The sequence below is a fragment of the Mucilaginibacter sp. P19 genome (assembly GCF_050632265.1).
Classification (GTDB): Bacteria; Bacteroidota; Bacteroidia; order Sphingobacteriales; family Sphingobacteriaceae; genus Mucilaginibacter; species Mucilaginibacter gossypii.
This window is the reverse complement of record NZ_CP192586.1, coordinates 6,613,881-6,635,845: the sequence shown is the minus strand read 5'-3', so window position 1 is coordinate 6,635,845 and position 21,965 is coordinate 6,613,881. Positions and strand designations below refer to the sequence as shown.

Annotated in this window: 20 protein-coding genes and 1 tRNA gene; 7 read left to right on the top strand and 14 right to left on the bottom strand. The window is 42.3% G+C overall.

Annotated elements, in window-relative coordinates:
- Positions 1 to 10: 10 nt before the first annotated feature.
- Together ACQ86K_RS32725 and ACQ86K_RS32720 are read left to right on the top strand one after the other, a co-directional pair.
- Positions 11 to 1,030 (top strand): nucleoside hydrolase, encoded by a 1,020-nt coding sequence (locus ACQ86K_RS32725; protein ID WP_091173517.1) that lies wholly within the window; start codon positions 11 to 13, stop codon positions 1,028 to 1,030.
- A gap of 112 nt (positions 1,031 to 1,142) precedes the next feature.
- Entirely contained in the window at positions 1,143 to 2,759 is a 1,617-nt protein-coding gene (locus ACQ86K_RS32720; RefSeq protein WP_431199471.1) for a DUF5597 domain-containing protein, read from the top strand.
- Between the two features lie 122 nt (positions 2,760 to 2,881).
- On the opposite strand, the gene ACQ86K_RS32715 is transcribed toward ACQ86K_RS32720, so the two are convergent.
- Together ACQ86K_RS32715 and ACQ86K_RS32710 are read right to left on the bottom strand one after the other, a co-directional pair.
- Positions 2,882 to 3,805, bottom strand: coding sequence for an alpha-amylase family glycosyl hydrolase (locus tag ACQ86K_RS32715; protein ID WP_431199470.1), 924 nt, complete (start codon positions 3,803 to 3,805; stop codon positions 2,882 to 2,884).
- Entirely contained in the window at positions 3,802 to 4,614 is an 813-nt protein-coding gene (locus ACQ86K_RS32710; protein WP_431199469.1) for an alpha-amylase family glycosyl hydrolase, read from the bottom strand. Before ACQ86K_RS32710 ends, ACQ86K_RS32715 begins: the two co-directional genes overlap by 4 nt.
- A 239-nt stretch (positions 4,615 to 4,853) precedes the next feature.
- Between ACQ86K_RS32710 and ACQ86K_RS32705 the strand changes: the two genes are divergently transcribed.
- A complete protein-coding gene (locus ACQ86K_RS32705; protein ID WP_256337523.1) occupies positions 4,854 to 6,200 on the top strand; it encodes a BamA/TamA family outer membrane protein in 1,347 nt (448 codons plus the stop codon).
- A gap of 63 nt (positions 6,201 to 6,263) precedes the next feature.
- On the opposite strand, the gene ACQ86K_RS32700 is transcribed toward ACQ86K_RS32705, so the two are convergent.
- Entirely contained in the window at positions 6,264 to 6,887 is a 624-nt protein-coding gene (locus ACQ86K_RS32700) for a hypothetical protein (protein WP_143020854.1), read from the bottom strand.
- A 261-nt stretch (positions 6,888 to 7,148) separates the two neighbouring features.
- Between ACQ86K_RS32700 and ACQ86K_RS32695 the strand changes: the two genes are divergently transcribed.
- Both ACQ86K_RS32695 and ACQ86K_RS32690 read left to right on the top strand, forming a co-directional pair.
- Positions 7,149 to 7,895, top strand: a complete 747-nt coding sequence (locus ACQ86K_RS32695; RefSeq protein ID WP_091173510.1) for a hypothetical protein — start codon at positions 7,149 to 7,151, stop codon at positions 7,893 to 7,895.
- Between the two features lie 27 nt (positions 7,896 to 7,922).
- The gene (locus ACQ86K_RS32690; RefSeq protein WP_091173508.1) at positions 7,923 to 8,729 is read left to right on the top strand and encodes a hypothetical protein; all 807 of its coding nucleotides are present in this window, start codon (positions 7,923 to 7,925) and stop codon (positions 8,727 to 8,729) included.
- Between the two features lie 113 nt (positions 8,730 to 8,842).
- Here ACQ86K_RS32690 and ACQ86K_RS32685 read toward each other — a convergent pair whose 3' ends face one another.
- The 4 genes from ACQ86K_RS32685 to ACQ86K_RS32670 form a co-directional block, all read right to left on the bottom strand.
- Positions 8,843 to 9,223 carry a hypothetical protein gene (locus tag ACQ86K_RS32685; protein ID WP_129570436.1) on the bottom strand — a complete coding sequence of 127 codons (381 nt, stop codon included), beginning with the start codon at positions 9,221 to 9,223 and terminating at the stop codon, positions 8,843 to 8,845.
- Positions 9,224 to 9,312: 89 nt separating this feature from the next.
- The gene (locus tag ACQ86K_RS32680; protein ID WP_431199468.1) at positions 9,313 to 11,526 is read right to left on the bottom strand and encodes an FG-GAP-like repeat-containing protein; all 2,214 of its coding nucleotides are present in this window, start codon (positions 11,524 to 11,526) and stop codon (positions 9,313 to 9,315) included.
- 174 nt (positions 11,527 to 11,700) lie between these two features.
- Positions 11,701 to 12,249: a hypothetical protein gene (locus ACQ86K_RS32675; RefSeq protein WP_091173497.1), complete on the bottom strand. Its 549-nt coding sequence runs from the start codon at positions 12,247 to 12,249 to the stop codon at positions 11,701 to 11,703.
- Between the two features lie 532 nt (positions 12,250 to 12,781).
- Positions 12,782 to 13,912: an acyltransferase family protein gene (locus tag ACQ86K_RS32670; RefSeq protein WP_091173494.1), complete on the bottom strand. Its 1,131-nt coding sequence runs from the start codon at positions 13,910 to 13,912 to the stop codon at positions 12,782 to 12,784.
- A gap of 217 nt (positions 13,913 to 14,129) precedes the next feature.
- Here ACQ86K_RS32670 and ACQ86K_RS32665 point away from each other — a divergent pair, with 217 nt between their 5' ends.
- Complete coding sequence (locus ACQ86K_RS32665) at positions 14,130 to 15,659, top strand: TlpA disulfide reductase family protein (protein ID WP_091173491.1); 1,530 nt, start codon at positions 14,130 to 14,132, stop codon at positions 15,657 to 15,659.
- Between the two features lie 32 nt (positions 15,660 to 15,691).
- Here the strand turns inward: ACQ86K_RS32665 and ACQ86K_RS32660 are convergent, their stop codons facing one another.
- From ACQ86K_RS32660 to ACQ86K_RS32635, 6 genes are all read right to left on the bottom strand, one after another.
- Positions 15,692 to 16,150 (bottom strand): putative quinol monooxygenase, encoded by a 459-nt coding sequence (locus tag ACQ86K_RS32660; protein WP_176844549.1) that lies wholly within the window; start codon positions 16,148 to 16,150, stop codon positions 15,692 to 15,694.
- A 10-nt stretch (positions 16,151 to 16,160) separates the two neighbouring features.
- The gene (locus ACQ86K_RS32655) at positions 16,161 to 17,066 is read right to left on the bottom strand and encodes a DUF1624 domain-containing protein (RefSeq protein WP_431199467.1); all 906 of its coding nucleotides are present in this window, start codon (positions 17,064 to 17,066) and stop codon (positions 16,161 to 16,163) included.
- Positions 17,067 to 17,074: 8 nt separating this feature from the next.
- A complete protein-coding gene (locus ACQ86K_RS32650; protein ID WP_431199466.1) occupies positions 17,075 to 17,344 on the bottom strand; it encodes a heparan-alpha-glucosaminide N-acetyltransferase domain-containing protein in 270 nt (89 codons plus the stop codon).
- A 166-nt stretch (positions 17,345 to 17,510) separates the two neighbouring features.
- Complete coding sequence (locus ACQ86K_RS32645; protein WP_091173485.1) at positions 17,511 to 17,789, bottom strand: hypothetical protein; 279 nt, start codon at positions 17,787 to 17,789, stop codon at positions 17,511 to 17,513.
- A 316-nt stretch (positions 17,790 to 18,105) separates the two neighbouring features.
- The gene (locus tag ACQ86K_RS32640; RefSeq protein ID WP_218134504.1) at positions 18,106 to 18,540 is read right to left on the bottom strand and encodes an EthD family reductase; all 435 of its coding nucleotides are present in this window, start codon (positions 18,538 to 18,540) and stop codon (positions 18,106 to 18,108) included.
- Positions 18,541 to 18,700: 160 nt separating this feature from the next.
- Positions 18,701 to 18,776: transfer RNA gene (locus tag ACQ86K_RS32635), tRNA-Met, on the bottom strand.
- A 220-nt stretch (positions 18,777 to 18,996) separates the two neighbouring features.
- Here ACQ86K_RS32635 and ACQ86K_RS32630 point away from each other — a divergent pair.
- Positions 18,997 to 19,410, top strand: a complete 414-nt coding sequence (locus ACQ86K_RS32630; protein ID WP_091173479.1) for a nuclear transport factor 2 family protein — start codon at positions 18,997 to 18,999, stop codon at positions 19,408 to 19,410.
- Between the two features lie 168 nt (positions 19,411 to 19,578).
- Here ACQ86K_RS32630 and ACQ86K_RS32625 read toward each other — a convergent pair whose 3' ends face one another.
- The gene (locus tag ACQ86K_RS32625; protein ID WP_091173476.1) at positions 19,579 to 21,957 is read right to left on the bottom strand and encodes a TonB-dependent receptor domain-containing protein; all 2,379 of its coding nucleotides are present in this window, start codon (positions 21,955 to 21,957) and stop codon (positions 19,579 to 19,581) included.
- Positions 21,958 to 21,965: the final 8 nt, after the last annotated feature.

Here is a 21,965-nt window from a genome sequence, read left to right as displayed (position 1 = left end):
CCTTTAAGCTATGACCCAAAGCAAGTTTTTAACATTCCTGCTGATGCTTTTTGTTTTTCCTTTTGTTTCAAAAGGGCAATCAGCTGCAAACAATAAACTTATCTCGCCCCGCATCAGGGTGATTATGGATAATGATTTTAGCGGCGACCCGGATGGCTTATTTGCGTTAACACATTTGGTATTATCACCATCGGTTGACGTTAGAGGGATTATTGGTTCGCACCTGAATGCCAATGATGGGTTCGACAAATCTAAAACCCAGGCCGACAAGGCTGCAAAAAAAGCTGCCGAGCTATTGGCTGTTTTAAAAATCAAAGATCAATTCCCGGTAATAGCAGGCTCTAACACCGCGATGGTAAACGACAGTACCCCGGTAAAAAGTAAAGCTGTCGATCTGATCATTAAAGAAGCATCCCGTACAGATACCTCACTGCCCCTTTATATCCTCTGCGGTGCCGGGCTTACCGAAATTGCGTCGGCAGTGCTAACCGAACCTAAAATTGCCGACAAACTCACACTGGTGTGGATTGGTGGCCCGGAGTACAGCGATCTTGCACTACCCCCACCCAATTACAGCAGCCCCGAGTATAACCTCAATATCGATATCAATGCGGCGAGAGCTGTGTTTAACCATTCTCAGCTAAAATTATGGCAGATTCCGAGGGATGGGTATCGCCAGGCGATACTTTCCTACTCAGAATTACTGCTTAAAGTAAAGCCGCAAGGCGAAACAGGGAAATACCTGGCTGGTGCACTTGAAAACGTCATGAAGCTCATCCAGCAATATCATCTTAATTTGGGTGAAACCTATATCATAGGTGATAGTCCGCTGGTGTTGCTTACCGCGCTGCAATCATCCTTTGAAGCCGATCCATCATCAAGTGAATATGTGTTAAAGCCCTGCCCGCTTATTAACGCGCAAGGGGGATATGATTATAATGCCAAGGGCCGTAATATCCGTGTTTATCGCAGGTTAGATATCAACCTCATGTTTAATGATTTTTTTGCCAAGCTGGAGTTGGCAAAATAAACGCTGCATTTGGTATATTTTTAACCATAAACCGTTTATTTAGTATTACCAAAAGCGCTGTTTTGTAATTATTTTGCATGGTCATAAACCTTTGTTATCATGCTTAAAATAATTGGCAAAAAACTCAGAATACGCTCCTGCTTACATCACTATTATTTGCGGGGGTAAAACCCTTGCCCAAACTAATGATGCATCGCTACCCCGGCTTATCGAAAAAAATGGCAGGCACGCGTTTTTAGTTGATGGCAAACCATTTTTAATGCTGGGAGGCCAGGCGCACAACTCAAGTGCATGGCCCGCTTTAATGCCAGGCGTATGGAAATCGGCCGGGGCAATGCACCTTAACACGCTTGAAGTACCCATTTACTGGGAGCAAATAGAACCCCAGCCCGGAAAGTTTGATTTTTCGCTGGTTGATACTTTGCTTACCCAAGCCCGGCAGCATAACGTTCATTTGGTACTATTATGGTTTGGTACCTGGAAAAACGGCAGTAACCATTACATGCCCGAATGGATGAAACGCGACGCGGAGAAATATCCAAACATAACAGGTAAAACAGGCAAGCCCATTGACTCGCCTTCACCTCATTCAAAAGCCACTTTAGATGCTGATATCAAAGCGTTTTCGGCAGTTATGCGCTACTTAAAGCAGGCAGATACGCAGCATACAGTTATCATGGTACAGGTTGAAAACGAACCCGGCTCATGGGACACCGTTCGCGACTATTCAGCCAAGGCGCAAAAACTGTTTGAAGCCGATGTACCCGCCCAACTATTAAAACCGGCCATACTAAAAGCCCTGAACGTGCCGGAAAATTCAAAAGGCTCATGGGCCAAAGTTTTTGGTGAAAGGGCTGATGAATACTTCCAGGCCTGGTCAATAGCCCGGTTCATTGAACAGGTGGCAGCAGCGGGTAAGGCTGAGTATCCGCTGCCGCTATATGTAAACGTGGCACTTCGCGATCCACTTACCAATCCGTCGGCAACCCATTATGAAAGTGGGGGCGCAACAGATAATGTAATCCCGATCTGGAAAGCAGCCGCACCATCTATTGACCTGCTTGCTCCCGATATTTACCTGTCGGGCAGCGAAAGAGTGCTGAAAGTGATTGACCTGTACACCCGGGCAGATAATCCCTTGTTTGTACCCGAAGCCGGGTTAGTTGCTGATAACGCCAAATATTTTTATGATGTGCTGGCCCACGGTGGTATTGGTTTTTCGCCTTTTGGAATAGATAATAATGGCGAAAGCTCAAACGATGAACACCTCGCCGAACTCCTTGCCCATTTTGCGGATGAATATGCCATGACAGCTCCTATGATGAGGGAGATGGCGCAATGGGCATTTGACGACAAGATAAAAGCAGTTGTTGAACATGAAGACGGTGCGGAGCAAAGCATTAAACTTGGTGTCTGGGATGCCATTATAAAATTTGGTAGCGGCCGGGGTGGTGAACTTAAACCCAATAAAGACCATAGCGGTAAAGCCATGATTGTTAGCCTCGACGAAAATAAATTCATCGTGACCGGAACCAATTGTCGCATCACTTTCCAACCGGCCGACAGCAATACCGGCAAGGCATGGCAATACCTTAAGGTTGAGGAAGGCTGCTATGAAAACGGCGTATTTAAATCGCTTCGCATCCTTAATGGTGATGAAACAGATTGGGGTGGCCCGGCCATTGGCGATAAGCCGAGGGTCTTGCAGATTTCGCTGGTGGTGAGGTAAGATTAATAAATGTAGAGACGCATAATTGCGTCTCTCGCAGGCAGGTCACGCATGCAATTTTCAATTAAATGAGACTCTGTACATTAGGAGACGCAATTATGCGTCTCTACATTAAACCCCTCCTACTTCACCTCATAAACCACCGCCTCATACGGCATAAGTGTACCACTTTTTGACGGCTTTTGATAATTGCCGATTAAAACCGTTGCATTGCCCAAATCCATACCTGTTTGAGCCGGAGCTGTTTTACTTGTAAAATTCAGGAGTACCAGCAGCCTCCTGCCGTTCAACTCCCGGGTGTAAGCATAAGTACCGGGGTTTTGTGCATCGAGCAATGTATATTTTCCGTATACCAGTACCGGGTTATCCTTCCGCAGCTTTACTATCCGCCTGAAATAATTCAACGGGCTATTGGCATCTTTTTCCTGCGCAGCAGCGTTGATGCTTTTATAATTGGGATTTACCTTTATCCAGGGTATACCCGTTGTAAAACCGGCATTGGCCGTGCTGTTCCATTGAAATGGAGTGCGCCCGTTATCACGGCTTTCAAAGGCTATTCGTTTTAAATATGTAGGCAAATCGGCACCAATATTTTTTTGCCGCTGATATTCATTCAAGGTTTGCACGTCACGATAGTCATCAATTGTGCTGAAACCGGCATTGGTCATGCCCAGTTCGTCGCCATTATAATAGTATGGCGTACCGCGCATGGTCATCAAAAATGTAGTGAGCATCTTTGATGATACAGCCCTGAACTCAGGGCTATCATTACCGAACCTGCTTACCAGCCGGGCCTGGTCATGATTAGCCAGAAATATAGATAGCCAGCCCTTTGCTGCAAATGCACTGTCCCATTTGGTGAATACCTGCTTTAAATGAGTTAAACTATAGCCTTCCGGTTTGGCAATATCCACTGCTTCAAAAGCGTAAGCCATGTTCAATTCATTCCTGTCGGCATCAACTAAATTGTGCCCATCTTCAAATGTGTTACCGGCACCTTCGGCCACACTCATTACGTTATATTTACTGAGCACTTCTCTGTTCATTTCCTGCAGGTATCCGTGCAAATTGCCCTGTACGCCGTAATATTGGGTAAAGTTTTTTCAAACCCTTTCGGAAAGGCCGGGAATGTGGTATCCTTCGCGGCAAACTGGAAAGCATCCAGCCTGAAGCCGTCAATCCCCTTATCAGCCCAAAACTTCATTATGCCGTATACTTCATTCCTGAGTTTTGGATTTTCCCAGTTAAGGTCGGGCTGCTTGCGCGAAAAATAATGCAGGTAATAGGCATTGGTAAGCGAATCATAACGCCAGGCATCATGATTTACGTCAAATAAACTGTAGCGATAAGCGGGTTTGCCCTTTTCGGCGTTCCACCAGTGATAATATTCCCGGTACGGATTGTTGCGCGAGCTCCTGCTTTGCTTAAACCATTCGTGTTCATCGCTGCTATGATTTACTACCAGATCCATCACCAGTTTTATACCGCGGGAATGCATGCCTTTCAGCAAAGCATCAAAATCATCCATGGTTCCAAAATCCTTCATGATGTTGCGGTAATCGCTTACATCATAGCCATTATCGTCATTAGGCGAGCTGTAAATTGGGTTAAGCCAAACAACATCAACACCGAGGCTTTTGATATAATCAAGTTTGGAGATAATGCCTTTCAGGTCACCAATACCGTCTCCATCGTTGTCCTTAAAGCTTCGGGGATAAACCTGGTAAACTACGGCTTCCTTCCACCATTTGCGATCAATAGTGTCTGCTCTGCCTTGATTGATTTGCGCAGCCCCTGAAAAGGCGACAAACATAAAAACAATGAGGGCCACAAAACGAATGTAAGGTACGTTCATGATTATAATTGGTTAAGTTTTAGCAGGACGAAGCCGACTTTCTGTGGTTTATAACAAGAGAATATTAAGGTAGCAATATTTAAGCGAAACAAAAAATAATGCAACTAAATCCGTCGCCTTAGCACCCGTACAAATTTGAAGTTCAAACATTATGCACATTTCGGGGTTTAGAAATGAGCTAACACCTATCACAATTAAACAGTCAGTAAATTGAATTTTTAATATTTATATCCGTTAGCGTGCATCACAAACCACCACATAAAATCTCTGCCCTGCTTTTAAAAACAGTTTTATTCATACTATTTACAGGCATATCGGTACATGCTTTCGGCCAGGTACCTGTACCTGCCGATTCGGTAAAAGCCGATTCATTGCGCATTAAAGAAAAAGTAGTACAAGCGGCCAAACCGACTGATACTTTATATAAACAATATGACTTTGGCGACCTGGTGCGTAACATACTTCATCCCGGCCGACCGGCTGCAGCCGCCAATAAAAAGTCATCGGGAATTACCATCATACCCAACGTGGCATCTAATCCAACCATCGGGTCGCAAATTGGCATCAAGGCTGTAGCAGGTAAAAAATTAGGAAACGATCCTAATACCCTGTTATCGGTTGCTGCCACATCGGCATCTATTACCACCAAGGGGATCATCTATTTTTATATCAACCATAACATATATGCACCGGGTAATAAATGGAATTTTCAGGGCAGTTTGGTTGCAGCCAAAACGGTATCGCCCGATTATGGTTTGGGAATTGGCCAGGCATCAAGCGGCAGCGAAGCCGACCAGGTGCTGGCCAACCCCGGGCGTAAAGGCAGGGCGCTGCATTCGCAATTTTATAATATCCGCGAGAAGGTATACAAAGAAATTGATAAGGGGTTATTTTTAGGTGCGGGCGCTTCCTTTGATATCAGGCGAAAAATTGAGGATACCAAATCAACAACTGATCTTACCCCATACAATATCTATAGCGACCGTCATGGATTTGCCCGCGACCATTATGCTGCTAACGGCTTGCTTTTTAACCTGCAATACACCACCCGCGACAATCAAAACCGGGCCTACAGAGGGATTTACGTCGATGCCGGCTTCCGCATTAATCAAAGCTGGATGGGGAGCTCCAAAAATGCGGTACAGTTCACTACCGATTTCAGAAAGTATTTCAGCCTGTCAGAAACTAACCCCGAACATGTTGTTGCTTTCTGGAACTGGGGCTCATACCTTATCAGCGGTAACATCCCCTATCTCGAGCTGCCAGGCACCGGCAAAGATCCGGGCTTCCGGAGCGGCAGGGGTTATGTAGTACAATATTTTAAGGGTACGCAATACAACTACTCGGAAGTAGAATACCGTTTCCCAATACTGCGGAATAAATTTGTAAGCGGCGTGGCATTCGCCAACCTGCAAACAACCAATGATGAATCGGGCACCAAAATATTCCAGGTATGGCAACCGGGTTATGGCGGCGGTTTGCGGGTACTATTTAATAAAGCAACCCGTACCAATCTTTGTCTTGACTATGCCTTTGGTCGGTATGGTTCAAAGGGGTTCTTTTTGGGCTTGAATGAAGCATTTTAAAACGGCCTCTATGTTAATCACGAAGGCCGTTTCGTTAAATCGACTACGATAGTTCTGTATAGCTTACCTAGTATAAACAGCGAACTTAGTATTTTTAGCATTGAGCGGTGTCATCCATTTAATATCTTTTCTTTTGATCGTGCCGTTTAATTGATCTGCAATTACCAATTGTTTTTTATTTATCGATATCGAGTCCTTATCGGAAGATATCGCGATCCATCCTGTTTCATCCACCATATAAAACTTATTATCAACCTTAACCAACACATCCTGATTGCCAGCTTTTGCTGCAGATAGTTTATTATCAAATGTTCGGGCGATTTTTATCTGATCAAAATGTTCCAGCGTACTGTGATAATCCAGATCGCCAATCGCCTTGTTTACCATTTTTGAAAAAGAGTTTGATCCTGATCCTTTATCTAACCCAAAATACATCAGCGCTTTTGTATCTCCCGGCAAATTGCCCCAATGCTCACTTTGCATAATGTTATTATAGCCTTTTTTAATAATCTTTAACTTAAACCTCATTTCCCCATCGGCCATAAAACCAAGTGAGATCTTAAAATAGCCCCTTACATCCGTTTTGCCAAGCAGTTTTTCATCGGCCCCGTAAATACCAGCTGCTTCAATTGGTAATAAGGTTTTTGAATCAACAATGAGACCAGCGATGTCTATATTTCTTGTCATTTTGTTATGTTTGCTGGCCAATAGCACGGCCGGGGTGAAAAACAGAAGTATCGCAACAAAAGACAACTTTGTTATTAAAATTTTATTCATGACAGTATTTAAGTTTAGGTGAAGATAGGAGTTTAACTAAAGAAAAAGAAATACGACATAAAATATCTGTGCTGTTAATTATTATTCTTAATTTTATATTACAAGCACCTGTGAAACAACCATGTAAATAAAAATACATGACATTCCTAACCCTATCAATAACCGGGAAGCATGGCCAAAAAGAAAACAGCCGATAAAGACAGCATATGGAAAAGCCTGCAATTGAAACTGGGCGTTATCACTGTTATTTTAGGTTTACTAACTACCGGGTATAATTTGATTAAGAGAGACCCGCCACCGCCGGTTAACCTTGATCTGAAGGCCAGCCTGGAAATTTCCTATATCAGCATGGTCAATGATATTTATGCCCTGGCGGGGGGTGATAGTGCTGTGCGGAAAAAGGATGCCTTTTATCTTGATTACCCCATACTCACCAATGAAATTTCGGATAAAAACCTGCAGAAAACCGATCAGCTTTTTAACGACACCACAGCTAACAATTATGACCTGTTTATCACCTGCCTGATGATCCAGAACAAAGGCAAAGGCGATGCATCAGACATTGAGCTTGACATGAGCAAGCTCAATATTAACCAGCCGCTTACCGTAACTGAAGACCCTCAAAGCAAAAATGATTATGACAGCCAGATCAGGGCCAAAGGCAACGCTATGAAACAAATTATAAAACTACCTTCAAGGCTTTCAACCGGGCAAGGAATTTTAATCCCCTTATTCGTGACCTATGATAAACCAAACCCTGTTAATAAAAACAGACAATGGAAAATTGAATCGAAAACAATTTTTCTGCCGGATAATATCCGCTATACAGAACCGGCAGATACCGCCCGGAAATCATTAACAATACGAAAAATGCTGAGCCCGGTGAGGCTGGCCGAAGGTGTACAGGGGCGCGGATAGTTCGACAATGATCAGATATTCATAAGAATGGAAAATAACGAAAACCCAATACCGGTCAAACAACCTAAAAACAGCCTCGCCCTTATCCTGATAGTGGCTGGCTGTATTTTGATCATTGGCAACCTGTATTTTTATATTGCCCGGCAAAAACGCTATACTATAAAAAGGCAACAATTGGACAGCCTTGCCAAACAGCTGGACACCGCTAACGCGAAATTTGAAATTGGTTATGGCGAAATGAGCATAGCCTCATACAACAAGATGAAAATAGCTGCCGGCCAAAAAGATCATAGCCCTTTGGTTTACCCGGTAATGAAGAACGAAATAGATGATCTCATTACTGCAGGAAGCTATCACCCCGACTATGGAATTTCTTCTACCTACCTGGAGCAGTTTACAACTTTATACAGGCAAAAAAAGCTGAAGCCAATGGGTACGGCAGTAGCCTGCTTAATTATTAAACAAGTTGGAAAAGGCAAAGCAGAATCTGTAAAGCTCGACATCAACCGTTTAAAGCTTGATGAAGTAAGTGAAATGTTTGACCCTACCGATATTAATAAATTTACAGATCCGGAACGTGCAGCTAAATCTTTCCATTCTAATTCACTGCAAATAGATCTTGGCCCGATGGATACCGGAGAGGCCTTACTCATGCCCCTTTACATCAGCAACGGTTTTTTAAGACTAACAGAAGGCGGCGATCCGCCGGGATGGTCGGTTACCGCCGGGCCAATACTTCTCCCGGTTAGTTTAAATTATATCAAAAAAGATAAGCGTATTCAAAAGATCCCGCTGCAAGAAGTACTTAACCGGCCTATAGAGATCCTGGATTAGGAATCAGTTAAGGTACGATATGAACTATCTGCCGGTTAAACAAATTTTATAAATAAACAGGCCGCTCTAATCACAAGAAAAGCGGCCTGTTATTTTGTTACTACTGAAACTGGTTATTGACCGCTTGTAGCGCTCCAGCCATCACCCCAGCCACTGCCGGCTGCTGCTTTGGTACCTTTTAAAAGTTTATCATATTTTACTGTCTGTTCTTTAGTTAAAACAGCTTTGATCTTTGAGATGGTAGCTTCCCGTAATGGCTTAATATCAACCATCATTTTCGTATTATCACCTTTATCAGCGGCTTTGATCTTTTCAAACTTATCGGATGATTCCTGGTATATCACCGCAATTTTTTCGGTTTGTTTATCAGTGAGCTTTAATTGCTTTTGCAGGTCTTTTGATTTTTCAACAGGTTTGGCACCGGGCTTGGTTTGCGCGTTGCCTGCTACAGCCAATCCAATGAACATGCAGCATAGTAATAAGAGTTTTCTCATGGTTAAGATTTATTTTAATTGTTGTTGATATAAATGTAACTATTTTGGTATAAAACCAGAGCTAATATTTTCTATTACAGAAACATAATTTAATTTGTTTTGGCTGCCATTTGCATCGGCATACAACCCGGCATGTTTTTACTGCGGAAAATCAATTTTGTTAATTGGAGGGTTTTGTATTGTGCATTACCCTCGGTAATGTTTAAAAACTGGTTAGGGGCAACATTTTTAAAGTGCTGCACAGCGCCGCTTCCTGCCCACTTGATCTCAATTTCATCAATTATCCTGGCCTGGCCAACGCCTATCTCCTGCTGCAATGGCGATGACCCAAAGCTCCCGCCCGAGTTAACATCTTTATAAACAGAACGTTTAACCCCATTTTCGGTAAAAGTGAGTTTAATATGGCTCCCAATGGCTGCATTATTGGCTTTTATGCCGTTCAATTTCAGGCTAATCCAGTTATTATTACTTACACCGGGGTTCATGTATAGTGAACTGGTATATGAGTCACCAATATAAGCCCCGCCCATTTGAGCAAAAATATCCTGGTGGCCGTTGTTCCGCAAATCGGCAAATGCAACACCATGGCCTTTTTGCAAATTACCCATACGTGATGACGAAGTAATATCGGCAAATCTTTTCCCGCCGATGTTCCTGAAAAATTTGTTAGGCACCAGCGATTTGAAATCGGGGTTCCCTGTACCAAAATACATATCAGGATAGCCATCATTATCAATATCGCCAAAGTTAGCGCCCATGCTGTAAACTACCTTATCCAAGCCTGCTTCTTTGGTTACGTTAGTAAAAGTGCCGTTATGATTGTTTTTGTATAGATAGATGTTGCCGGCTTCCGGCATGGCTTTGCCCAGGGCAGCAGCGGCACTGTAATACCCCAAAGTACGATCAAAGTGATAGTTGGCAACCATTAAATCGGGCCAGCCATCATTATTATAATCATAAAACCAGGTAGTAAAAGTCCGTTGCTTGATCTGGTCAAGGCCCGATTGCACGGTCACATCTTCAAAATCAACCCCGGCTTCGGTTTTGCCTTTATTTCTAAGCAGGTATTTGCGCCCGTCCATGGTTGAGATAAATATGTCGGCAAAGCCGTCGTTATCATAATCGGCAGACGTTACCCCTTTTACAAAAGCTTTGATGCCGCAATGGGCAGCCGTGGTTACGTTGCTGAATGTGCCATTACGGTTATTCATGTATAACTGGCAGGTTGATTCATCGGCGTAGTACATCGACTCCGAATTTTCGTTACCCACAAACACGTCCAGCCAGCCATCGTTATTAAAATCGGCCCAGGTTGCGGTTTGAGTAGGGTGAAGCATAAATAAACCACTTATGGCGGTTACATCAGTAAAAGTCCCATCGCCATTGTTGCGCAATAAGGAACTTGGTTGGTTGCCGAAGCCCTTGGTGAGCCATGCACCACGTAAAACAAAAACATCCAGTTTACCATCATTGTTATAATCTGTTTGCTGGATATTCAGCCCCCCGGTAATCCCTTTTAAACCGGCGGCTTCGGTTCGGTCACTAAACGTGCCGTCCTGGTTATTTTGAAAGTAATGCATCGGATCGCTCAGGTCCCAGCCCGATGTCATGATATCAAGATAACCATCGTTATTAAAATCATCAACAATGACCCCGCCTGCCCGGCCGTTGATGTTAAGGCCAAGGCTACCGGCCACATCAACAAAGGATTTAACCTGTGATGCAGTATCCGGGTCGGCATTAAGGCCCGGGATCAGGGCATTCTTAGGCACTTTTTGAGGATACTCGCCAAGCGTCATATAGGCTATATTAATCAACCAGCGCGACTCATAATCATCCGGGCGAAGCTTTAACAATGCTTTATACACTTCAATTGCTTTTCTTGAACCTGTTTGGATCTTGTGCACCCCATCATCTTTAATTGGGAAGATACATGATGAGCCGGTATGGTTAAGCATACAATTGCTCCGTTCACCCAAACGCATATAAGCTATGGCCTGTTCGGACAGCATCTCATCGGTCGACATAAAGTCGATATTATCCATCAAGTACTTATAAACGTTTACAGATTGCTGCTCCTGCCCGGCCTTTAACAACAGCGAGGCCTTTGAAAATAAAATTTCCTGGCTTTTGGCAAGCCGTTTAATGTTAAGCAGCGAATCGCAATAAGCCAGCTTCATTTCGGGGTTAAACGGGTTTGAAATGGTGTTATTCTTTTTATTTATCTGCTTCAGCACCTGGGCCATCTCCTCATTAGATGAGTTTTGGCATGATGCTATTATGGTGAAGCCGCACAGCAGCACAAGCGCGGCGGTAACTTTTTCTTTATCATAGGATGTTTATATACCCTCGCGGATAAAATGCCATGGCTTTTACCCGCGATAGATGTGGTATTAAATTGTCAATAGAAATTTCGGACAACACGACCATGGGCATTAAAACAAATGCAGGTCGGTAAATAGACTAAATGGAGAAAATCAGCAGGTTGCTTTGGGTGGTTGTTCGGGAATATCCTGATGAAAACTTACTAACGATTGCACAGGTTGTACAACGTTTTCAGGCAATGGTGTTACAGGGCAGTAAAATTCAAATTGCACAAATGAAAGGCTTACATTATCCTTTAAAACCATTTTGCCAAAGGGCACATGCTCTTTTGGAGAAACAGGAGTACCCTTTATTCCTTTTGCATCAAGCACATTGCTATCGGCAAAGCGGGTAGTTTTATAATTAGGAATGCACATCAGGTGAAGGGCATTCCTCGTCAATCGCATTTTTACGTAATTGTAGGTGGCGTTTCCAAATGTAATATGCCCCGATATATTTTCAAAAGTTCGCCAATCATGAATAGCAGGTAAGTTAACCGGGATAGTGACTTCGGTAAGGTCATTTACATTATACAAGCCTTTCCCAACCTGTTCATTAAAAAACCGGTCCGATTTATAAACCAGGTATTGGTGCAAAGCCAGCTGCCCGCCAATGTTAAGCAGGTAAATATTGAGCAATATTAAGGCAACAATCTTTTTCAAATGGTTTATAGTAACCTAAAGATGAGGTTTATAAACGATATTTTCAAGCTTTATCTATATTATTATGCAATTAATATTATTTAACGGGATTTAAAATATATAATACCAGGCGCATAATTGACTCACCTTGTCGGCGCTCGGCCGGACCACCCTCTCTATAACTTCGCAGCATAGCGAGTAGGGAAAATAAAAAAACAGACAGAGGCTGTATCATAAATCATGATCAGCTTTTCTTTAATTTATTCAGATACTTAAGCGATATATAGTTTTGGGTTGGATTGCCCTGTTAACAAAAAGAGGGGTTAACAGGGTTAACACAATTCAGGATTAACATTCATACATATAACTAACAATCAGAGAATTGAATGTTTTTTTTCGAAAAAACGTCAACCCCTTTTTGTATAAATATTATCGGCTAATTTTAATTCATAAGTAACACCACACCAGGGGCGATCAATTTGATTTATGATACAACCCCTACCAGCACAGCGATGTTCGGATGGGTCGATGCGTTTAATGTATACAATCAGTATTATGCCTTTTTCAGCAGGAAACGTTTCTTTAACCAATCTCTGACAGGCTCATCATACAATTTTAGGCAACCGTAGGCAATAGCTATACTGACTATAAAAATCCCCAGCCCGCCAAGCAGGCCCTGTGCCATGGGTACCTTATTATTTGTTACCCAGGCTACGTGAAAATATATTAAAGGATAATGCGTAATGTAAAGCGGGTACGAAATATCCCCCATAAATTTGCAAATCCTGATCGAGTTTTTACTTTTTAAACTCCCGCCGGCGCCGATAGCAACAATTAACGGAAAAACGATAATAATACAAAAGGACTCATACAAACCATTCATCCATAAATGTTCAGCCCCTCCTATTCTTGGCACGCATAAAACAGCAATGATCAAAATACTACAAACCGTAAACGCGCCTTTAACATGAATGAGTTTACCCATGCGACACAACAACATGCCAGCAAAAAACGGATACAGCAACCGCGTGAACCCAATATAGAGCTGTGTTTTATCAACCGACCAGCCGCCGATGACATCGCCCTGCGGCCCCATCACGGTATAATGAATCAGAAGGCAGGCCGATGCAAAAACCAATATGGCCAGCAAGGTTTTGGAGAACTTGCGGATCACCAGCGCGTACAGGATATTAGCGATATATTCAAAAAACAGTGACCAGGCCGGCCCATTTAAGGGGTGCATTTCCTGCCAGCCGCGGATATCCATAGACGGCAGTATGGGTATCAGCGTACAACCAACCAACATTACCAATAGCATTTTCCAAACCGGCGTATCATGAATAAGCGGAAAGGCTGTGCCGCTTTGCGAATAGAAGAACAGCGCACCAATAATTGATCCGACAATAACCATTGGTTGCAGGCGAATAAGGCGGCGTTTGTAAAAATCCCATTGGGTCATTTTGCCCCAGCGGTCGTCATAGGCGTAGGCAACTACGAAACCCGAGAGCACAAAAAAGAAATCGACTGCCAGGTATCCGTGATTTATGATTTGCTTAAAGCGGTTACCATCAGCATAGGTTTCAAAAACATGAAAAGCCACTACAAAAAGGGATGCCACACCGCGCAATCCGTCAAGAATTTGATAATGGCCTTTTGATTCAAGGTACGTAGGGTTTTTACTCATCAGCAGGAAAAATAAAATTGGTTGTTTTGGGGTTGATAGCACGCACTGCAAACAGGGGCATAGCACCATGGGTATAAAGATGCTTTAATTTGTTGGCAAGTCAAAACCGCTGCTGCTGAATAGCTTAAATTTGCGACAAATACATAAAAATAAATTGCTTGTACTCCCGTTATAAGTCAGGAAATATTATATCCCTTAATATAAACCAACCTTTATCATGAAAAATATGCTAAAATATCCGCTAAGCGTCATCCTCTTATTTATCTTAAGCGCAATTGATCCCGCTTGCGCGCAAAAAAAGATTTCCAAAAGTGCCGACTCCGCAGCCCGCGTAAAAGCTTTGGAAATAAAAAAGTTTCAGGAGGCTGTAGAAGCAACTCCGGATAGCCTTAAAGCACATGATGCATACATCGGGAAAGCGGGTATATATAATCCTGCGCTTATTATCCAATACGACAAGTGGATGAAACAATATCCGCAAAAAGCAAATATTCCCCTTGCCATAGGCGAGGCTTTCTATAACCGAGAAATGCCGCAAGCAAAAAAGTACTTACTGAAAGTTACAGAAATAGCTCCTAACATAGCCAAGGTATGGTATATGCTCGCTTTTGATGCTGATAGATGGGGGCACGACACCCAGGCGTCAGAATATATGAAAAAGGCAAGTATCGCCGATACTACCGATGCCAGTTATGCCTATTATTATGCCGAAACACTTAAAAAACACGACCCAAATCTATACAAACAGAAAGTACTTGATATTGTGAAGCGCTTTCCTGGTAATGAGCGTGGCGCCCAGGGTTTGTACTGGCTTGCTGAAAGGGCGGTTGACACTGCGGATAAGATCGGGTACTTTGAGCAGCTGCATTCACTATATCCACCGAAAAAATCCGAATGGTCAAATGCAGGCATGCAAAGTTTATGGGGTGTCTATATAATCACCGATCCGGAAAAAGCCCTTTCATTAGCTACCGAAATTGGAAACTATCAAAACTGGAAACCTTTAAGACTTTTTACGGAAAATGTTATTGCCGAGCGAAAGTTGGCTGCAAACCAGGATTATAGAGGTGCGGCAACGTTGCTTGCACAGGTAAAACCGCCAAGGTATCCTGATATCAGTGATTTTTATTCGCAGGAACAGGCTTCTTTGCAGGAAAAAACAGGAGATGTTAAAGGAGCCTACGATACGTTGGTTAAAAAACTTGCAAAAATGCCAATTGAAAGCACTATGGCTATAACAAAAAGATATGGGGAAAAATTGGGCAAAACCAACGATGAAGTACAACAGGATATCCAAAATATCCGGGCCGGGGCCGCTGTTAACGCATATCCATTTGAACTTGGTCTTTATAGCGGTAAAGGAAAGCTTGGTTTAAAAGACCTTAAGGGGAAGGTGGTTTTGCTGACCTTTTGGTTCCCTGGCTGCGGGCCATGCCGACGAGAATTTCCGCATTTTCAAAAAGCTATAGACAAATTTAAAGGCAAAAACGTAGAATACATAGGGATCAATGTATTGCCCGAGCAGGATGCCTATGTATTGCCATTTATGGCAAATACTAAATTCTCATTTATCCCTTTACGCGGCACGCAGGATTTTGCTTCAAAAGCTTACGGCGTTACCGGCGAACCCGAAAATTTTTTGATTGACCAAAACGGAAAAATCATGTTCCGCAACTTCAGCATTGACGAAAATAACGTCCATTCGTTAGAAATGATGATCTCATCTTTATTGGAAAAAAGGCCATAAGGCTTAAGGTAAGAATGTTGGCATGCCCGCAGCTACAATCGCGGCTTAGCGGCCAGCACTATTGGCGTGGTTTCCACAAGCTCAAGCGATTTAACCATATCTTTTGTGGTGCTTTTGTATTTTTTAAAATGAGCCGTTTGCAAATGGGCCTGGTATGCGGCGGCATCGGCATAAATTTCAAAAACTGTTATGTGGGTAGGGTTATTCTTTTCGGCTACTGCGTATAGGGTTAAAACTCCCGGCTCAACGCGTACGGCGGTTTCGGCATGCTCTTTCAATGCAGCCATATAATTCTGCAATTGAGCAGAATCAATTACAAGTTTGGCTATGCGTACCACATTGTTTTTATCCTGGGCGGCGGCACTATGTGGCGAAAATATCGATAACATAAAAACTATTAAAACTGATAACAACCCGCTGCCAAAAGCCGGTATCCATGCTGTGCGGGTATGTTTTCCTGTTGGTTCTGAAATTTCATTTATAGCTTCCATTTTTTACTTTTTATAAATAACTCAACCACCATTTTCCTTTGTTGGCCTGTTTGTAATCATCATAGCGCTTGCATAAAGGATATAAGGCCATTACTATTCCAATCCAAACAAGATACGCAACAGGCAATGAAAACCCGTAGCCCTTCAGGTTTGTTGTAAACCAGATAGGTTGTTTCAGGAACCAGATCGTCCAGTCCTGCCCGGGCGTAAGCGCTGATGCGATAATTGCTATCAGGTGTATTATATAAATATGAATAAGGTAATAAAACATGGGCACCCTGCCGTATACCGAAACTACTTTTACAACAGCTCCTTTTGATTTTTCGGTAAATGACAGGAACAGAAAGGCCGCACCCAGCGTCAACAGCAGGTACAACAACGATGGCGGATATTTATTTACCTTAATAAATGACAGGATGGTAAATAATGTATTTTTCTGTACGTTCCATTTCACCGGATCTCCATAGAGGTTAGTATAACGTAATACAATAAACAAAACAATACAGGTGGCGCCGGCTATCCATAAGTTTCTTTGCCTTTTGCTAACTTCATAGCCCGCCGCGTACCATGCGCCTAAACAATAACCTAAAGACATAACCGCCATTAAGGGTACAATGGGATACCCTACCAATAAAATTTCCTTATGCCAGGTAAAAAACTGCTGGTCATGAAGCAGCGACCAGCCAAAAGCCGGCAAAGTGCTGCCCGGCACATGAACGCCGTCTAAAAGATTATGCCCCAATATGATTATAACGCTAATGCCCAGGACCAATTTTATAGGCAGATGGATCAATGCCGCCAGTATGATCATGCTTAAGCCCAGCGCCCATATAGTAATAAAGAAAAACATGGGAAATGTGATATTGAAGTTCCAGCCGAAGTTAACTACGAACATTTCGAGAAATATGAGCCACAATCCCCGTTTTACCAGGAATATGGATAACTCTTTTTAGTTTTCTTTTGCCCGATGAGGTATGCCGATGTTCCGGCAAGCAGCATAAATATAGGAGCGCAAAAATGAGTGATCCACCGGGTGAAAAATAATATGCCGCTTGTTTTTGTAAGGTCAAGCGGATCATAAAAAAATGACCCGGAGTATAAATAATCCCTCACATGATCAAGGGCCATAATAATCATGATAGTACCCCGGAGAAAGTCAATAGAGGTTATCCGGTTTTTTAAAATTGTGCTCATTCAGGTTTTTGGGGTAAAATTAAAGATAGCTCTTTTTTGTAATCCGTTTTTTACAAAGATTTGTCAAATTCCATAGCCGACAAAGAGGGGCTGTAAAAAGGTCGCACGCAGAGGCCCGGATTAAACACTCAGCATGACACCAATTCAAGTCTGACTATAGACAATACTAATAAATTTTATCAGGTATTAAAATTACCATATTAGCCAATTCATCATTCACCAGTATACCACATGCCATAACATTCCTTTTAACCTGTGAATATGGCGAGGCTATTTGTACCACGCAAGTGCCGCAACTACCCATTCCGCAACATAATCCAAATCCCGGGATTGCCAAATAATCTGCTATGAGCGACATCAAACTATGATACTGCCCATGAACAATTTGTAACCGGTGACTTTCGCCCAGATAATTAAGTGTTAGCGGTATTTTATTGCTTTCCATTATTTGCAGGTAGTAAACGCCGGTTTAGTAACTAATAAAAAACTATCTTCTCCGCCCTATAACTACTGCAACAATGACCATAGCGGCAGCGGGAGGTATTTTATTAGTTGTAACCGGATGTATTCGGCGGTCCCCTGTATACATTGTTATTAAAAACACCCCTATAATAAACATGGCTAAGCAGCATATCCGGATATATCCCATAACTATAGTTATTTAGTTTGGCAGTATTAACTCTCATACAAACGTTACCTGCTAACATTTAAAAATTTGTTGAGGCGTTGAATTGGTCGCCACTTTATGAAAATATTACGTTTTACTTCACCACCTCACTTACCAAAATAACAGGACTGACATTAGTATAATTTGCAAAATCCGCACGGATGGCGTCTCTTTTGGGCGCTATAGCGGCTTGATAGTCGCTTAGGCTTTTTACATAAAAAGTGCCGACTGCCATAAAAGGCAGCGGTTGGTTAGGGATACCACTTGCAATCCCTTTTTCAATGCTGTATTTAACCAAATTTGATCCTAAAAGCTGCGCCACCATCGGCATGTGCTTCGTTTCATAATATTCCATATTAAAGGTTTTACCTTCAGCATAAGGATACATGACTGATATTTTAACTAAGCCCTTTTCAACAATAGCTTCGTTCTTCTTTTCCTGACTAAACGCAGTAAAGCAAGTGGCTAAAAGGATAAATGATAAAATTAGTCTTAATTTCATAACTGGTTTATTTAAATGATAAAGCATTCTATTTTAACAGATTACACAAATATTAAAATATTGCCATTATTCACAAAACATTATGCTGACTAATGTTTAAAGTCGCACGAACGGACATGCCACGAGATTGCGTATAGGACAAAAACAAAAGCCTCAAATCTTTCGACTTGAGGCTTTTGACTTTTTCTGGTAGCGGGAACAGGACTCGAACCTATGACCTTCGGGTTATGAGCCCGACGAGCTACCAACTGCTCCATCCCGCACTGTTTTGATAGTGCAAATGTACAATAAGTTATCACATCTGTTTGTCACAAATTGGCTCATGTGGTCAACAATTTCTTAACACACTATAATCTAACCTTTTAATTTGGTTGATATAAGTCAATTTCTTTCTTACTATAAATCAATGTGTGGCGGTTGGGTACTTTGCACCTTTGTGATACCCTGACCGATGAACGGACAGGATCATAAAATTTCAAAGAAATGAAAACCGCTAAAGAATTATTGCTCAGCTATCTTGAGCATGTCAATAACCCCGATACAGCTATTGAACTTTTTGCCGACGACGCAGTGTTCGAGCTTCCCTACCTTGCAAGTTTAGGTTTACCCTGGCAATGGAAAGGCCGGGACGTAATATATAATTTCCTTAAAAACCTACCTAAAACATTCGGCAACTTCAAATTTCAAAACATCAGGATCCATATTGATACACCTGATCAGGCCTTTGGCGAATATGATGTGGACGCTATAGTCAATTCAACCGGTCGGGTTTATCCGCAAACCTATATGGGGCGCGTGGTTGCCGAAAATGGCAAGATCAAACTGATCCGCGAAGCGCTTGATATGGTTGTAGTGGCCAAAGGAATGTTTCCTGACGGGCTGGCACACTTAGCTTAAAGCTACTTACGAGCCTGGGCCCTTTTTTAAAAATTACAATTAACCATATCTTCCTTGGTTGTCCAAACCTGTTTTTCTTAGATTCATTGCCTCAAAAATGCTTCGATCAACGTACAAAGGCCTTAACTAAAATTGTTGAGGCCTTTGCAATAATCAGATACGCTATCATCAATTAGCCACATCATTATTTTCAATCCCTGTTTTGTTTTTATTGATCCTGTCTTTTAAGCCTCCAAAATTGTAGTTCAGGCTGATGCTGAATGACCTGTAATAGTTCATGCTTTGGTAGGTTTGATTAAACTGAGGACCAAATTTTTTGCTTACACTGTTACGGTATTTGGTAAATGGATTTTTGATCCCCCCAGAGATACTGAACTTATTTTTTACAATATCCTTGTTGAAATTGAACGCGCTGTAAAAAAAGCCGTTGGTGTACCCCTGTAAACCCGTAGGGTTGCGGCTATTTATACCCAAATCGGCATTCAGGGCCCAGCCATGGTTCAGGCGTACTACGTTTGATAGCGTGGCCCCATACATCAGCAGGTTATTATTCACTACTTTTCCGTCGGCCTGGCCTTGCAGCCACAAGTACATCATATTACCATTGAGGCTTACGTTGTAAATTTTAGTCACAGGGTAACTAAGGTTAAAATTAACGCCCGCACTGCTGGCCTTGCCTGTATTAGCATAGGTAACTTGTGTAACCTGGGTAGCCCGGTCAAAATTAACTACCTGCAAATCGAGATTGTTCATGAACGAATAGTCGAGCCCGATGTTTACTGATAATTTTTTATTGCTGCCATACCCAAGCTGGATATCGTTCAATAAAACAGGTCTCAGGTTTGGGTTACCGGTAACTTCATAATTAGGGTTTGAGCGGTCAACATAAGGGTTAAGCCTGTTGATTCCCGGCCTCCTGATCCTTTGCGAAAAACCGAAGTTGATACTGCTTTCGTCTTTAAATCTTTTACTTACCGAAACAGAAGGAACAATGTTAAAATAGTTTTGATCGGCCACAGATGCCGTACTCATGAAATCAGCCCGGATCACGGTTTCCTCAACCCGCACACCGGCATTGATGTTCCAACTGTTTAAAGCCAATTGATAGGAGTTATAAGCGCTAAATACATTTTGGGTATTGGTAAACGCGTTTGACTGCGCTGCATCATGCTCATATAAACCAGTTGTTTCATTTAATGAGCTATAGCTAAAATCGCTGCTGTTATTCCTGAATATAGCTTTAATGCCGGCATCAATGGTCATTTTATTTACTGGGGTAACAAAATCAACTTGTACAGTGTGTTCTTTAAATTTTTGTTTATCGCTTTGTTGAAAATTGGGGCCCGGGAAATTTACCCTGTCAAAAAATTGAACGTCGCCATTTTTGTTATTTGTGTTGCTGCTGTACACGTATGAGAATGTAAGTAGCCTGTTTTTAACTCCTTTAAAGCCCAATTCATAATTGATACCTGCATCAATGCCATAGCTGGTGGCCTTATTATTGTTTTGAAAACGGTATTGCTCAGGCTTACTATCGCCGGTTAGCAGGGACGACTGCCCGTTATGATCGGTTGCACGGCTGCCGTTATAATTGAACTGGGCGGTTAATAAATTCAGTGTATCTATCTGCAGGCTTAATTCGGTGCCGAAATAAGCGGTTTTATTATTTGAACGTTGATAACCTGTTTGCGCCAGTGTTGTACCGGCAGTATCAACACGCTTGTTGATATTATAGGTTTGCGGCGAATTGTTGATGCTGCCACCGCCAAAAGCAGAAACACCGAACTTGCCTTTTTTAGCCGTAACAGAACCTCCAATGCCGGGGCCACCTGTAGGCAAGCTTTCATTGATATTTACAGAACCATTGATACCATCGTTGACTTTTTTGCTGGTGATGATGTTAATGATGCCCGCCAAACCTTCGGCATCATATTTTGATGGCGGTGTGGTGATCACCTCAATCCGCTCAATGGTTGATGCCGGGATGCTTTTTAAAACGGCTTTAAGGTTGCTTTCCAAGCTGCCGGAGGGCTTACCGTTAATAAGCACTTTAAAGCTTGAATTTCCTTTGAGCAGTAAATTATCATCCCCATCTAATGACAGGTAAGGAATTTTCCTCATCATGCTTAGTACATTATTTCCCTTACTTTCAGGATCCGCCTTCAGGTCGTAAATTATTCTGTCGGCCTTTTGCCTGATAATCGGTCTTTCGGCGGTTATGGCAACCTCTTTCAGATTGGTCATTACATCACTTAGATAAACCGGTTTTAGCACCAGTGTTTGCTGCTGATGTGTAAGATCGAGGGGTATTGTTTTTGAACTGTAGCCAATAGCGTTAATAGACAGCGAATAGTTTGACGGTTGTACCGAAGCAAAACTGAAGGAGCCATCGTCTTTAGTAACAGCAACCATAATGGTTTCATTGGCAGCATTCTTTAGTCGTACGGTTATCAATGGCAAAGGCGCTTTAGTTACCGAATCAGCAATATCTCCTTTTACCTGCACCGCGGTTTGGCTATAACTATTGAGGTTATAAGTGATTAACACAGGCTAAT

Bases quoted from the DNA above. Each gene is read 5' to 3' on its own strand.
- ACQ86K_RS32640 (WP_218134504.1), bottom strand. From the start codon at position 18,540: ATGCTTTATCATTTAAATAAACCAGTTATGAAATTAAGACTAATTTTA.
- ACQ86K_RS32690 (WP_091173508.1), top strand. From the start codon at position 7,923: ATGGAAAATAACGAAAACCCAATACCGGTCAAACAACCTAAAAACAGC.
- ACQ86K_RS32645 (WP_091173485.1), bottom strand. From the start codon at position 17,789: ATGGAAAGCAATAAAATACCGCTAACACTTAATTATCTGGGCGAAAGT.
- ACQ86K_RS32670 (WP_091173494.1), bottom strand. From the start codon at position 13,912: ATGAGTAAAAACCCTACGTACCTTGAATCAAAAGGCCATTATCAAATT.
- ACQ86K_RS32630 (WP_091173479.1), top strand. From the start codon at position 18,997: ATGAAAACCGCTAAAGAATTATTGCTCAGCTATCTTGAGCATGTCAAT.
- ACQ86K_RS32715 (WP_431199470.1), bottom strand. From the start codon at position 3,805: ATGAACAGAGAAGTGCTCAGTAAATATAACGTAATGAGTGTGGCCGAA.
- ACQ86K_RS32665 (WP_091173491.1), top strand. From the start codon at position 14,130: ATGAAAAATATGCTAAAATATCCGCTAAGCGTCATCCTCTTATTTATC.
- ACQ86K_RS32725 (WP_091173517.1), top strand. From the start codon at position 11: ATGACCCAAAGCAAGTTTTTAACATTCCTGCTGATGCTTTTTGTTTTT.
- ACQ86K_RS32660 (WP_176844549.1), bottom strand. From the start codon at position 16,150: ATGGAAGCTATAAATGAAATTTCAGAACCAACAGGAAAACATACCCGC.
- ACQ86K_RS32695 (WP_091173510.1), top strand. From the start codon at position 7,149: ATGGCCAAAAAGAAAACAGCCGATAAAGACAGCATATGGAAAAGCCTG.
- ACQ86K_RS32710 (WP_431199469.1), bottom strand. From the start codon at position 4,614: ATGAACGTACCTTACATTCGTTTTGTGGCCCTCATTGTTTTTATGTTT.
- ACQ86K_RS32700 (WP_143020854.1), bottom strand. From the start codon at position 6,887: ATGACAAGAAATATAGACATCGCTGGTCTCATTGTTGATTCAAAAACC.
- ACQ86K_RS32685 (WP_129570436.1), bottom strand. From the start codon at position 9,223: ATGAGAAAACTCTTATTACTATGCTGCATGTTCATTGGATTGGCTGTA.
- ACQ86K_RS32650 (WP_431199466.1), bottom strand. From the start codon at position 17,344: ATGAGCACAATTTTAAAAAACCGGATAACCTCTATTGACTTTCTCCGG.